Origin of the sequence: Cytobacillus horneckiae, assembly GCF_002835735.1 — a bacterium.
GTDB lineage: Bacteria > Bacillota > Bacilli > Bacillales > Cytobacillaceae > Cytobacillus > Cytobacillus horneckiae.
Map to the genome: position 1 here is coordinate 80,104 of NZ_PISD01000011.1, position 14,498 is coordinate 94,601.

At 39.2% G+C, this 14,498-nt stretch carries 11 protein-coding genes and 1 riboswitch; all 11 genes read right to left on the bottom strand.

Going from position 1 to position 14,498, the window contains the following annotated elements:
• Positions 1-83 precede the first annotated feature (83 nt).
• Complete coding sequence (locus CWS20_RS06460) at positions 84-1,313, bottom strand: aspartate kinase (RefSeq protein ID WP_066192066.1); 1,230 nt, start codon at positions 1,311-1,313, stop codon at positions 84-86.
• A gap of 153 nt (positions 1,314-1,466) precedes the next feature.
• A riboswitch (Lysine riboswitch) is annotated at positions 1,467-1,647 on the bottom strand.
• A 69-nt stretch (positions 1,648-1,716) separates the two neighbouring features.
• Positions 1,717-3,489, bottom strand: coding sequence for an excinuclease ABC subunit UvrC (uvrC, locus tag CWS20_RS06470; protein ID WP_066191547.1), 1,773 nt, complete (start codon positions 3,487-3,489; stop codon positions 1,717-1,719).
• Positions 3,490-3,608: 119 nt separating this feature from the next.
• Positions 3,609-3,926 carry a thioredoxin gene (gene trxA / locus CWS20_RS06475; RefSeq protein ID WP_066191545.1) on the bottom strand — a complete coding sequence of 106 codons (318 nt, stop codon included), beginning with the start codon at positions 3,924-3,926 and terminating at the stop codon, positions 3,609-3,611.
• 180 nt (positions 3,927-4,106) lie between these two features.
• Positions 4,107-5,084, bottom strand: a complete 978-nt coding sequence (locus CWS20_RS06480) for an electron transfer flavoprotein subunit alpha/FixB family protein (protein WP_066191540.1) — start codon at positions 5,082-5,084, stop codon at positions 4,107-4,109.
• A 41-nt stretch (positions 5,085-5,125) separates the two neighbouring features.
• On the bottom strand, positions 5,126-5,899 hold the full coding sequence (locus CWS20_RS06485; protein WP_066191537.1) for an electron transfer flavoprotein subunit beta/FixA family protein: 774 nt from the start codon (positions 5,897-5,899) through the stop codon (positions 5,126-5,128).
• A gap of 239 nt (positions 5,900-6,138) precedes the next feature.
• Positions 6,139-6,912 carry an enoyl-CoA hydratase gene (locus tag CWS20_RS06490; protein ID WP_066191535.1) on the bottom strand — a complete coding sequence of 258 codons (774 nt, stop codon included), beginning with the start codon at positions 6,910-6,912 and terminating at the stop codon, positions 6,139-6,141.
• A 40-nt stretch (positions 6,913-6,952) separates the two neighbouring features.
• Positions 6,953-7,537, bottom strand: coding sequence for a fatty acid metabolism transcriptional regulator FadR (gene fadR, locus CWS20_RS06495; protein ID WP_066191531.1), 585 nt, complete (start codon positions 7,535-7,537; stop codon positions 6,953-6,955).
• A gap of 283 nt (positions 7,538-7,820) precedes the next feature.
• Positions 7,821-9,527, bottom strand: coding sequence for a long-chain-fatty-acid--CoA ligase (locus tag CWS20_RS06500; protein WP_066191529.1), 1,707 nt, complete (start codon positions 9,525-9,527; stop codon positions 7,821-7,823).
• Positions 9,528-9,846: 319 nt separating this feature from the next.
• Positions 9,847-10,254: a DUF350 domain-containing protein gene (locus tag CWS20_RS06505; RefSeq protein WP_066191525.1), complete on the bottom strand. Its 408-nt coding sequence runs from the start codon at positions 10,252-10,254 to the stop codon at positions 9,847-9,849.
• A gap of 18 nt (positions 10,255-10,272) precedes the next feature.
• Positions 10,273-12,630 carry an endonuclease MutS2 gene (locus CWS20_RS06510; RefSeq protein ID WP_066191521.1) on the bottom strand — a complete coding sequence of 786 codons (2,358 nt, stop codon included), beginning with the start codon at positions 12,628-12,630 and terminating at the stop codon, positions 10,273-10,275.
• Between the two features lie 23 nt (positions 12,631-12,653).
• A complete protein-coding gene (polX, locus tag CWS20_RS06515) occupies positions 12,654-14,381 on the bottom strand; it encodes a DNA polymerase/3'-5' exonuclease PolX (protein ID WP_066191520.1) in 1,728 nt (575 codons plus the stop codon).
• Positions 14,382-14,498: the final 117 nt, after the last annotated feature.

A 14,498-nucleotide genomic window follows, 5' to 3' on the forward strand; every position in this document is an offset into this window, starting at 1 on the left:
TATGTTTGTTTTTGGTCAAATACAGTTTACTCACCAAACAAAAAGCTTTCACAACCGAAAGCTTTTTGTTTTGTTATCAACTCTTAAGAATTCACTAGTTTTCCTGATAATTCGAATGCGTCATGTAAAATTTGCGCGGCTTCTAGCATTTTCCTTTGATCGATAACTGCCGACACTTTTATTTCTGATGTGCTAACCATTTTGACCTGGATTTGATTTTGCGAAAGAACATTGAACATCTCCGCCGCTACTCCAGGGTTGGAAATCATGCCAGAGCCGACAATTGAGATTTTAGCAAGTTGAGATTCCCATTCAATACTTTCATATTGCAATTCATCACGGTGTTTTTCGAGAATCTTTACTGTTTCAGTTAAATCTTCATTTTTAATCGAGAATGAAAGACTTGCAGGGTTAGATTCTGTGATACTTTGAATAATAATGTCTACATTAATATGATTTTTAGCTAGCAATGAGAAAATAGATGAAAGGCCAGTAAGGGAGTTGGATAACCCTAAAATGGTCACTCGTGTGATATCATCTTCAAATGCTACACCTCTTACAACCAGATTTTGCTCCATATCTATTTCCTCCTTAATTAATGTACCTGATTCTTTCTCCATACTTGAACGCACTTCCAATGAAACTTGATAATTCTTTGCAAATTCAACAGCTCTTGGATGAAGGACACCCGCACCTAAATTGGCCAGCTCAAGCATTTCATCATACGAAATGACCGACAGTTTCCTAGCATTCTTCACATAACGGGGATCTGTCGTAAATACACCTGTTACATCTGTATAAATATCACATTTTTCTGCTTTCAAAGCAGCTGCTAGAGCAACTGCGGTTGTATCTGAGCCACCTCTGCCAAGCGTTGTGATTGCCCCGCCTTCAGCTAAGCCTTGAAATCCAGCTACGATGACAATCTTACCTTCAGAAATTTCCTTTGATACAATCGATGCATCAATATCCGTAATCCTTGCATCTCCGTGTACAGCTTCCGTTTTAATTCCAGCCTGCCATCCTGTCAATGATGTTGCTGCATAGCCTTTAGCATTTAACGCAATCGTCAATAACGAAATGGTCACTTGCTCACCTGTAGATAAGAGCATATCCATCTCTCGTCTGCTAGGATTCGTTGACAACTCTCTTGCCATTCCGACTAGCTTATCTGTCGTCTTTCCCATTGCAGAAACAACCACGACTACATCATTTCCATTATTTTTCTCTTCAATCACTCGATTTGCCACATTTTGAATGTGATCAATGGAACCAACTGAGGTACCGCCAAACTTTTGCACAATTAAAGCCACTTTTTTCCCTTCTTTCTCATACATTCGTTATAGCTTTTTCTGCCGCCTGTATGTACAAAAAGCACTTTCCCTACCTGAATTTGGCACGAAAAAAAGCAATGGGAACCATCCCATTGCTGTGCTGTTTAAACGTATGATAGAAATACGTACACACAGTGAGATAGCACTCCAAGACGGCGTAGTCTTGACAATCCTGCACTTATTCAATGCAGAACCAGCAAAGAAAGCAATGAGTCTTTCCTCACTTCGGCGATCCTTCCCTTTCAAAGCTCTTCCATGAAGCTCAATCTTCTCAGAGACTTTTACTAATGAAGCTCGCACCTCTACCTTCACTTTAATGTTAAAAAGTGATTTGATATAAAGTTGATCCAAGTATAGCATATTGCCTTTTTTCTGACAATGACTATTCTTCAAGTTTTTCCTTCAATTCCTCAGCAACCTTCTGAGGTAGACCAATTTCCCTAAATTGTTCTACCGTCGCTTCTTTCATTTTCTTTACCGAGCCAAATTCCTTCAATAATTGTTTTTTCCGCTTCTCGCCAATTCCAGGAATGTCATCAAGCATGGACTGAAAGGCGCTTTTCCCTCTTAGCTGACGATGGAATGTAATGGCAAAGCGGTGCACCTCATCCTGAATTCTTTGCAGCAAATAGAACTCCTGGCTGTTTCGTGCGAGCGGGATGATGACGAGTGGATTGCCATATAGCAATTGGGAGGTTTTATGTTTATCATCTTTCACAAGTCCTGAGATAGGAATATCTAAATTAAGTTCATTTTCCAGCACATCCCGCACCGATTCAACATGCCCTTTTCCACCGTCAATAATAATTAAATCAGGGAGAGGCAGGCCTTCCTTCAGCACTCTTGTATATCTCCTTCTCACAACCTCCCGCATTGATTCATAATCATCAGGTCCTTTGACAGACTTGATTTTATATTTACGATACTCCCGTTTCTCCGGTTTACCATCGATAAAAACAATCATCGCTGAAACCGGGTCTGCCCCTTGGATATTCGAATTATCAAATGCTTCAATGCGATGCGGTGTATAGATGCCTAATTGTTCGCCTAGATTTTCAACCGCTTTAATTGTTCGTACTTCATCACGGTCAATCAATGAGAACTTTTCCTGTAAAGCGATTTTAGCATTTTTATAGGCAAGCTTAACTAAATCCTTCTTTTGCCCTCTTTGCGGAACAATCATTTTCACACCAAGGAGCTGCTCAGCCATTTCTGCATTTACCGAATCAGGCAAAAATACTTCTTTCGGCTTAAAATGATTGGTCATATCATAAAATTGGCCTAAATACGTTAACATCTCTTCTTCTGGTTCATTATAGATAGGGAACATCGATACATCTCTTTCGATTAGTTTCCCTTGTCTAATGAAAAATACTTGAACGCACATCCAGCCTTTATCCACGGCATATCCAAATACATCGCGGTCAGTAAAGTCCGTCATTGTTATCTTTTGCTTTTCCATCGTTGTTTCAATATGGGCAATTTTATCCCGAAAGTCCTTTGCCCGTTCAAAATCAAGCTCTTCAGCAGCTTCTGTCATTTTAACGGTTAATTCCTTTTTGATCTCTTTATAACCGCCATTCAAAAATCGAGTAATTTCATCTGTCATTTTTTTATATTCTTCTTGTTCAACCTCTTTAATACATGGGGCTAGACATTGACCAATATGATAGTATAAGCAAACTCGATCCGGCAGAGTTGTACATTTTCTTAGTGGATATAATCTATCAAGCAGCTTTTTTGTTTCATTTGCCGCCTGTACATTCGGATAAGGGCCAAAATATTTGCCTTTATCCTTTTTTACTTTTCTTGTCGTAATTAAACGGGGATGCCTTTCATTTGTCAGCTTAATAAACGGATAGCTCTTGTCATCCTTCAGCATGACATTGTACTTTGGATCATGTTTCTTGATTAAATTTAACTCTAGAAGGAGCGCCTCCATATTTGAAGACGTCACAATGTACTCAAAATCCTCAATTTCATTTACAAGCCTAAGTGTTTTCCCATCATGGGAACCAGTAAAATAAGATTTTACTCTGTTCCTTAATAGCTTTGCCTTGCCTACGTATATAATCGTCCCTTGCCGGTCCTTCATTAAATAGCAGCCTGGCTGTGCCGGCAATAGCTGCAGTTTATATTTAATTGTTTCATTCATACCTTATTAGTCACATCCATAAAGAAATAAGATGTAGGCGCATTTAGCGCATGTTTTTGCTGTAGGTAAAAGAACCCCGGTCTTCATATATAGAAGCCGGGGTTCTTTGTTGTTGTAAATTATGCTCCGTGTTTTTCAAGAAGTTCAACTAATGCTTCTTTAGGTTGGAAACCAACAACTTTATCTACAACTTCTCCATCTTTTAAGACGATTAAAGTTGGGATACTCATTACGCCGTATTTACCAGCAGTTTCTTGGTTTTCATCGACATCAAGTTTCACGATTTTTACTTTTTCGCCCATATCTCCATCAAGTTCTTCTAGTACCGGGCCAATCATTTTGCAAGGTCCGCACCATGGAGCCCAAAAATCAGCAAGTACTAAACCTGAACCAGTTTCAGTAGAAAAGTTTTGATCTGTTGCATGTGTAATAGCCATAATTTAATATCCTCCTAAAAATTACTCGAAAGCTTATCGAAAGTATATCACCGTTTTACAAAGGACGCTATTTTTTTGCTCGATATATATTGCCCATTTTTTTACCGGTTCATTCAAGCTCAAAAGAACAGCGGGTAGTATTAAACTACCCGCTTCAGACAAGAATAATCATCTTATCACTTAAGCATTTACTAATAATTGTTTGAATTCTTCAGTTAGCAGCGGAACAACTTCGAATAAGTCTCCCACGATGCCGTAATCAGCTACTTTAAAAATATTTGCTTCTGGATCTTTATTGATCGCTACAATGACTTTAGAGTTAGACATCCCTGCTAAATGCTGAATCGCGCCTGAAATACCGCAAGCGATATAAAGGTCAGGTGTAACCACCTTACCTGTTTGACCAATTTGCAATGAGTAATCACAATAATCGGCATCGCAAGCTCCACGGGATGCACCGACAGCTCCGCCTAATACATTGGCTAATTCTTTTAATGGTTCAAAGCCATCTTCGCTTTTCACTCCGCGTCCGCCAGCTACGATTACTTTCGCTTCAGATAAGTCAACGCCTTCAGTTGCTTTGCGAACTACCTCTTTAATCACTTGGCGCAAATCTTTAATTTCGACAGATACCGCGCTCACATCACCTGTTTTAGCTTCATCTTTTTCTAATGGCGCAATATTATTTGGACGGATTGTCGCAAAAATCACGCCATCTGTTACGATTTTCTTTTCAAATGCTTTACCAGAGTATATTGGACGTGTGAAGACAAGGTTACCGCCTTCTTCTTCCAAATCAGTCACATCAGAGATTAAACCGGATTGTAATTTTGCAGCAATTCTCGGTGCAAGGTCTTTCCCTTGTGCGGTATGTCCAAAAATAATTCCTTCTGGACTCTCTTGGTCAACGACCGCTAATAATGCTTGAGAGAAGCCATCAGAAGTATATTGCTTTAATTTTTCATCCTCAACTGTAATGACACGATCTGCACCATATTGAATGAATTCTGCGCCTAAAGCGCTTACAGATTCACCGAATAAAACTCCTACTACTTCACCGCCTTCAGCTGCTTTCTTCGCTGCTGCAACAGCTTCGAAAGATACATTGCGCAATGCTCCTTCACGGACTTCACCTAATACTAAAATTTTTCTAGCCATTATGTTCTACCCCCAGCGTATTTATTCTTAAATCCCTTAGATCAGACTACTTTCGCTTCATTATGAAGAAGGCTAACAAGCTCTTTCACTTGGTCCGCTAATTCGCCATCAAGAACTTTACCTGCTTCTTTTTTAGGTGGCAAGTAAATTTCAATCGTTTTTGTTTTTGCTTCCACATCATCTTCATCGAGGTCAAGATCATCTAATTCTAACTCATCTAAAGGTTTCTTTTTCGCTTTCATAATCCCTGGCAGTGATGGGTAACGAGGCTCATTTAAACCTTGTTGCGCAGTTACAAGAAGCGGTAATGATGTTTCGATGACTTCTGAATCACCTTCTACATCACGAACAACTGTCACATTTGTGCCATCGATATCAAGCTTTGTAATTGTAGTGATATATGGAATGTTTAATAGTTCAGCTACGCGTGGTCCTACTTGACCAGAACCGCCATCAATTGCAACGTTACCGCCGATGATTAAATCCGCATCTTTATCTTTTAAAAATTCAGCTAAGATTTTAGAAGTAGTGAACTGGTCACCCTCTTCTACATCGTCTTCAGTGTTGATTAATACAGCTTTGTCAGCTCCCATTGCAAGTGCAGTACGAAGCTGTTTTTCTGCTTCTTCCGTACCAACGGATACAACTGTTACTTCTCCGTCGTTAGCGTCGCGCACTTGAATCGCTTCTTCAATTGCATATTCATCGTAAGGGTTGATGATGAATTCTGCGCCATCTTCGTTGATTTTCCCGCCAGAAATTGTGATTTTTTCTTCAGTATCAAATGTTCTTTTCATTAATACATAGATGTTCATAATTTCCCCTCCTAAGTATAAAAACATTGGTTCGCTTCAAAAAATTATGAAAATTAACAACAGAATGACAGCGCATACTGAGCGCCTGCTCATTCACTTGCTACATTCAGTTGCTCCCCATAATTAAAAGAAGCAGATTCAAATCGCGCATAAAAATTAGAACAATTTGAATATTATCATAAACTCATTATAATAGATTCCTAGAATAAATGGTAATGAAAACTTTCAACTATGAAAATTTATTTTCCTGAGAAAACTGGATTACGCTTTTCTATAAAAGCAGCAATGCCTTCCTTTGCATCATTAGATACGAAGACCTCGCCGAATAATTCAGCTTCTCTCTTCACACCTTCATGGTATTTATTCGTCTTAGTATAATTTAAAAGCTCAATTGTTGCTTTAATTGAAACAGGGCTTTTCTTAGCAATTTTCTTTGCCATCGTATAGGCTCTCTCCAGTAATTCCTCTTCAGGGTACGCATTGTTAGCCAATCCAAATTGAACAGCTTCCAGCCCTGTAATTGGCTCGCTTGTAAAGAGCATTTCTGCAGCTTTCGCAGTGCCTACATATTTAGGAAGGCGCTGTGTCCCCGCAAATCCAGGGATTAATCCTAACTGCAATTCCGGCAGGCCGAGTTTAGCATTCTCTGTTACTAGCCGAATATGGCAGCTCATTGCTAGTTCCAGACCGCCGCCTAATGCAGCACCATGGATGGCAGCAATAATCGGCTTAGAGAAGGTTTCCATTCTTTCAAAAAGGACTTGTCCGTTTTCAGACAAACTTGTAAATCCGTCTCCCGAATTGATTGCAGTAAACTCTTTAATGTCTGCTCCTGCTGAGAAAAAGCGGCCTTCACCGTGAATGAGTACCACTCTTACATCCTCATTGCCTTCAATCTCATCCAGTACAACAGCCAATTCTTTAATTAGGCCAGATGACAATGCATTGGCCGGCTGGCGACTGATTGTAATTGTTGCAACTTGATCCGCTGTGGACCATTTTAAGTATTCCATTATTCAAACCTCCCTAGAAAAAATAAGCAAAATTGATGCCTTAATGATTCTTACATCCGGTAATCAAAAGCCGATGAACGGCTCCTGCCAAAGCAGGAAGATCATATTTTTGATCATTCATCACCCAAGTTGTCGCCGTTTCATCCATCGTACCAAAAATCATCTGTCTAGCAAGCCTGACATCCAAGTCACTGGAGAACTCTCCAGATTGCTTCCCTTCAATCAGAATCTTATCGACTAATGCTAAATAGCCTTTTAAGATCGTATTGATTTTTTGGCGTAATTCTTTGTTAGATTGTCTTAATTCCAATTGTGTAACAATTGCTAAGTGCTGATCTTCGGATAGGATCTTAAAATGCGTTTCGACCATCATTAATAACTTCTCTGCAGCTTTTTCTTTTCCTGCTATTTTTTCCTCAATCATATCAACAAAATGTCCCATTTTATCTTGAAAGAGGGAGATCAATATGTCTTCTTTATTCTTAAAATATAAATAAATTGTGCCGTCTGCTACACCAGCCTGTTTGGCAATTCTTGATACTTGAGCCTGGTGATAGCCATTTTCAGCGATAACAATAACTGCAGCATCAATGATTTGCCTGTACTTCGGTTTGTTCTTTTTCAATCTTTATTCTCCCCCTATGCGTGCCTCTCTAATAAGAAAAGGCAACGGAATGGAGCAGAATTTTAATTGAATCAAACAGGACATCCATTCCGATTACGATATTAAATAGTTTTCTAAAATGAATGAATAATCATTCATAATTTTATAATATTATTATATTGATATTCTGTCAAGATTTTAAATTCGCTTATTTTTATATTTTCAGTTTATTTATATTATGCTGTTATTTACTCAGGAAGACAAGCTTTATCGTTTAAAAATAAAGAGCCCAACCCCGGCTCAATTATTTAACCGCCTCTTCTGTTTCATCTTCAAATTTTTTCTTATCTTCTTCAATTAATTTTCTTCGTAAAATTTTTCCGATAGCTGTTTTAGGTAATTCTTCACGGAATTCATAAATTCTCGGGACTTTATACGCAGCCAATTGCTTCCTCACAAATTGATTCAGCTCTTCTTCGGTGACGTTTGCACCATCCTTAAGAACAATATATGCTTTCACTGTTTCACCTCGATATGGATGCGGCACACCCGCAGCGACGACTTCCTGAACGGCTTCATGTTCGTACAGTACCTCTTCAATTTCTCGCGGGTAAATATTATAGCCTCCAGCAATAATCATATCCTTCTTGCGGTCAACAACATAAAAATAGCCTCTTTCATCCATATAACCGAGATCGCCAGTTAACAGCCATCCATCTTTTAAAGTTTGCTCCGTTTCATCAGGCCTGTTCCAATAGCCTTTCATTACTTGCGGACCTTTAACACAAATTTCGCCTACTTCTCCTGGAGGAAGAAATTCTCCCGTTTCAGAGGACTTAATTGCTGCATCTGTATCTGGCCAAGGCAGCCCGATGCTACCTTTCACCCGCGGTTCATCCCAAAGGAAGTTTGCATGAGTGACAGGTGAAGTTTCAGTTAATCCATATCCTTCTACCAGCTTACCGCCTGTTATTTTCTCAAAGTTTTGCTGAACCTCAACTGGCAATGCAGAAGACCCGCTTATACAAGAATCTATCGAGGATAAATCATATTCATTAATTTTAGGATGATTTAACAGGCCAATATATATTGTTGGTGCACCAGGGAATAGCGTCGGACGCTGCTTTTGAATCGTTTTTAATGTAGTTTCAGCATCAAATTTAGGCAGTAAAATCATTTTATTTGCTTCCATTACAGTAAGGATAATGACTGTTGTCATGCCATAAACATGGAAAAACGGCAAGATTCCTAATACAACTTCTTCCCCGCGTTTCGTTTTATAAAGCCATGCATTGCACATTGCTGCATTAGAAACGAGATTACGATGCGTTAACATGACACCTTTTGGAAACCCGGTCGTACCGCCTGTATACTGCAACAGAGCCAAGTCTTCATTAAAGTCAAATTCATATTCCTTAATCGGACCTGCTGGCCCCTTCAATATTTCTGTGAATAGATGATTATTTCCTTCATGCTTTACATTTACGGAAATGCCATATTGCTTTTTTTGTATAAAAGGATAGATTAAATTTTTTGGAAATGGCAGAAAATCTTTGATAGCGGTTACAATAACATGTTGCAAATCAGTTTGAGGCATAACTTTACTTACTCTTGGAAATAGAATATCCATCGCTATAATTGCTTTTGCTCCGGAATCTTTCATTTGAAACTCTAATTCTCTTTCCATATAAAGCGGATTTGTTTGAACAACAACTCCACCAGCAAATAAAATTCCGTAGTAGCTAATGACTGACTGAGGTGTGTTCGGCAGCATAATTGCGACGCGATCGCCTTTCTCTATTCCTATTTTTTGCAGATAGGCGGCGACTTTTAAAGCGGATTCATGCAAATACCGATAAGTAAATTCCTTGCCCATGAAATGAATGGCCTTTTTATCAGGAAATTCCTTAGCAGTTTTCACTAAATATTCCTGTACCGTCTGCTCAGGATAATTTAATTCAGAGGGAATTTCCTTTGGATATAACTTAAGCCACGGTTTTTCTTCGGACATATATGACCCTCCTTCGTTTAATTTTTAGAACATTTTAAATAGTTCATACTTAATTATAATATACCGTTGTAAGCATGACAAACGAAATCGTTCAAAAGATGGTCAGCAGATGATTGTCCACTAGGTGTTTAGTCCTTCATGTTATCCCTTTGGCATCGATCTTAAAAAAGCAAAAAGACTGTCTATCAGCCAAAATATATGACTACTTAGACAGTCTTATCAAAAATTTATACAAATAAATAAATCATGCCTCCAAGAACAAATAACCCGCAAAGAACAATTAAAATTTTCGCCAGTCTCTCCATTTTCCAGTCTCTCCCTATGAAATGCTTGCCCCAATGATATAAGAAAGTCCTATAGATAATATCATTGAAATGAGGCCAACTGCTATATTATTATTTTGAATTTCATCATCAACTTTAAATTTAGGCGTCAAAAATTCAAAGATAAAATAAGCGATAATTAGAAGGAAGAATCCGAATAGCCCCCAGCCGACCATGACAAGCAAATGATCATTGTGCATGATGGAATGGCGAAAAACATTGGCAATCCCAAATATTTTCCCTCCTGTTGCCATAGCTACCGCGACATTCCCATTCTTAATTTCTTCCCAGTTATTATACTTAGTGACAAGTTCAAAGATAGCCAAGAAAACAACAATACATAAAATAACTACACTAAAATACGCAGCAGTTAGTACAAATTCATTTTCCCAAAATTGTTCCATATGATTGTCTCCCCATCATTATTTAAACTCGACAACCGTTACGCCAGTGCCGCCTTCTCCAGCTTCACCAAATCTGATTTTCTTAACAGATCTATGGTTCCGTAAATATTCCTGTACCCCCTGCCTAAGCGCACCCGTTCCTTTCCCATGTATTATTGAAACACGGGGATAGGCAGCAAGCAAGGCATCATCAATATATTTCTCTACGCGCATGAGGGCATTTTCATACCTTTCGCCGCGGAGGTCAAGCTCTAGGCTTACATGGAAATCCTTCCCTTTGACTGTAGCCATTGGTTTCGTTTCCACTGGTTTAGGCGTTTTAATAAACTCTAAATCCTTTTCTTCCACTTTCATTTTCAATATGCCAATTTGAACATGCCATTCTTTGTCGGCAACCTTCTCTATTAACTGTCCTTTTTGACCAAAGCTTAAGACCTTTACTTCATCTCCAGGGTGGAAGGCATGCTTGTGATTTGTTTTTGGTTTGTTTTTATGCTGCTTACCTGCTTCAGGAATAGCGGCTGATAATCTTTTTTTCGCTTCAATTAATTCATGCTCCTTCACCTCGGCATGCTTTTCTATTCGCATTTGCCTTAGATCACGAATAATCTCTTCCGCTTCATCTTGGGCTTTCCCAATAATATTAGCAGCTTCTGCCGCTGCCTTATCACGCAGCTTATCCTTCTCTTCGTAAAATTCTACCATTTGCTTTTGTAGATCGCTATGAAGTTTCTCTGCATTCTTCAGTAAATCTCTTGCTTTATCTCTTTCTCTTTCTGCCTGTTTCTTACTGTCTTCTAATGAGGCAATCATGTTTTCAACTTTATTATTATCTGCGCTAATATATGTTCTTGCAGTATCGATAACTTTCTCGTTTAGACCTAATCGTTTAGATATTTCAAAGGCATTACTTCTCCCTGGAACGCCAATCAAAAGCTTATACGTCGGACTTAAAGTCTCCACATTAAATTCAACGCTGGCATTCACGACTCCTTCTCTATTGTACCCGTACGCTTTTAGTTCTGGGTAATGAGTAGTAGCGATTACTCTAGCGCCTCTCTTATAAACTTCGTCAAGTATGGAGATGGCTAAAGCCGCCCCCTCTTGAGGATCTGTTCCAGCGCCTAGCTCATCGAAAAGGACAAGGCTATTAAAGTCCACTTTATTTAAAATATCAACTATATTGACCATATGTGACGAAAAAGTACTCAAGCTTTGTTCAATCGATTGCTCATCGCCAATATCCGCATATACAGCATCAAATACCGCTATTTCTGATCCATCTAAAGTAGGAATTTGCAATCCGGCCTGTGCCATTAATGTGCATAACCCGACTGTTTTTAATGTGACTGTTTTCCCGCCCGTATTTGGTCCAGTTATAACTATTGTAGAGTAATCCTGTCCTAATGAAATATCATTAGCCACCACTTCATCGGCTGCAATCAGAGGATGGCGCGCTTTAAATAAAGCTAATCTGCCTTCATTATTAATGTTTGGCTTGCTTCCCTTTATACTTTTGCTATAACGCGCCTTTGCAAACATGAAGTCTATTTCTGTCAGCACAGAAACTATCGTTTGCAGCTCTTCCTTATTCTCTCCTGTTTGCAAAGAGAGATCGATAAGGATTTTTTCTATTTCCTGCTGCTCTTTAACTCTTAAACTTTGCAGCTCATTATTCAATTGCACAATAGACTGCGGTTCAATAAATAATGTCTGGCCGGATGAGCTTTGGTCGTGGATAATCCCGCCGTAATGGCTTCTATATTCCTGTTTTACAGGCAGGACAAAGCGATCATTCCGAATCGTAATAATTGCATCGGAAAGCATCTTTTGTGCATTGGATGAGCGGATCATGCTCTCCAGTCTTTCTCTGATTCGGCCTTCTCTTGTACGAAGCTGCGTTCTTAGTGACCTTAACGCTTCACTAGCACTATCCAACACTTCACCATTCTCATCTATTGCATTCCGTATCGACGTTTCTAAGTCTGCTAACACGATAATTTTATCGGTGTAGCTTAATAATATCGGCAATTCATTTTCTTCTTCAATATAGTCTTCAATAAAGCGCTTTATTTGTCTGCTTGCATGGATTGTGCTTGCAACCTGTGTTAGCTCATGAGGACTTAGCATTCCGCCGATGACCGCACGCTTAACATGAGGGACAATATCAAAAATGCCCCCAAGCGGTACATTTCCCTTTATTCTAAGCACCTGCACCGCTTCATCTGTTTCCTCCTGTGTACGAACGACTTCAGAGAAATCAACGGAAGGATAAAGATTTTCCGCTTTCTTTTTCCCAAGCATGGATGAGACATATGTAAGCAGCTGTTCCTTCACTTTATTAAATTCTAAAACTTTTAATATTCTTTCTTGCACGAGGATTCCCCCTATGACTTACCCTACTTTTTCATCTGGCGTTTATGTAAAAAGTTAAGAAAGTCTTCTGTATTCATTGCATTGAGAACCGAGGCTTTTAAAATCCAGGCTTTTTTTGCAGCGGAAACCCCAATTCCCATATGATTCAATGTGTCGATTTTATGTGCATCAGTATTAATAACAATTTTGACACCAGCTTCCTGTGCCATTTTAAGTGGCTCAGTTGCCAAATCTAATCTATTTGGATTCGCATTTAATTCCAATGCTGTATTTGTTTCTTTTGCCAATTTAATTAACATTTCCATATCGACGCTATAGCCGTCTCTTCTTCCAATCAATCTTCCTGTCGGATGAGCAATGATATCTACATGAGCATTTTTTAATGCCGTCCGCAGCCGTTCCATTATATTCTCCTTTGATTGAGAAAAAGCAGAATGGATGGAAGCTATGACAAGGTCCATTTCCGCCAACACTTCATCATCATAATCGAGTGTTCCATCAGGAAGTATATCCATTTCTATTCCGGAAAGAATCGTAATGTCGTCATATTGTTCATTTAAAGCATGAATGATTTCCTTCTGTTTTAATAACCTTTCCGTTGTTAGCCCATTCGCAACTTTTAAATATTGTGAGTGGTCTGTGATCGCCATATATTTATAGCCTTTCGCCCGGCAAGCTTCAATCATCTCCTCGATTGAATTCGCGCCATCGCTCCATGTCGTATGCATGTGAAGATCGCCTTTAATATCTTCTAAGGTGATCAGCTCCGTATCATGTGAAAATTCGTCCACTTCTTTCCCATTCTCGCGAATTTCTGGCGGAAATGCCGGCAAGCCAAAATGAGAATAAAACGCCTCTTCATTTGTAAAAGTTGTTATTTCACCCGTCTCGTTATTTTCTACACCATATTCACTGATTTTTTCTCCACGTTCCTTTGCCAGCTGTCTCATTCTTACATTATGGTCTTTTGAACCTGTAAAATGATGAAGCGTTGATGCAAATTCAGCCGGTGTCACTAACCGAAAATCAACAGAAACGTCATAATTATATTCAAGCACAATCGATACCTTTGTATCGCCTGCTGCAATCACTTCTTTTATATCTGGCAGCGTTAATAGCTGATCTTTCACTGATTGCGGATCATCTGTAGAAATGATGAAATCAAGATCTTTAATCGTCTCTCTCATTCTTCTCAGACTGCCCGCACGTGAATACTTTTCAATATCATTAAAATGCGCTAATTTTTCTTCAATTGCATCAGCAATTGGCAGCATAAAAGCGATAGGCAACCGTTCTGGTCTAGCTCCGACATTTTCAAGAGCGGCAACGATTTTTTCCTCAGTTTTTTTCCCGAAGCCTGCCAACGCTTGCACTTTATGATCCCGGCATGCCTCTGCCAGATCAGCTGCATTCTCAACCCCGAGCTCCTTATAAAGTTTGGCGATTTTTTTCCCTCCTAAACCAGGCAGTTGAAGGAGCGGGATCAAGCCTGCAGGAACCTCATTCTTTAACTCTTGAAGTACTGTGGATTTTTCATCACGTATGAATTCCTCTATTACTGCAGCCGTTCCTTTACCAATTCCCGACAGCTTAGTAAAGTCATCAATTTCAGCCAATGTTTGATCATTCGCTTCAAGCGCACCAGCTGCCTTGCGGAATGCCGCAGTCTTAAATGGGTTTTCCCCCTTTAGTTCCATGTATATCGCTATAGTCTCAAGTAAATGGATCACATCTTTTTTATTCACACTCATTTAACATCTGCTCCATTATTTTAGTATCGTTTTAGTCTTTCCAACTTCCCCAATCCAATAACCCTAACAATAAGATTATACACGCTATGAAATGCAGAGGCGACTGTTTAGGGGCGC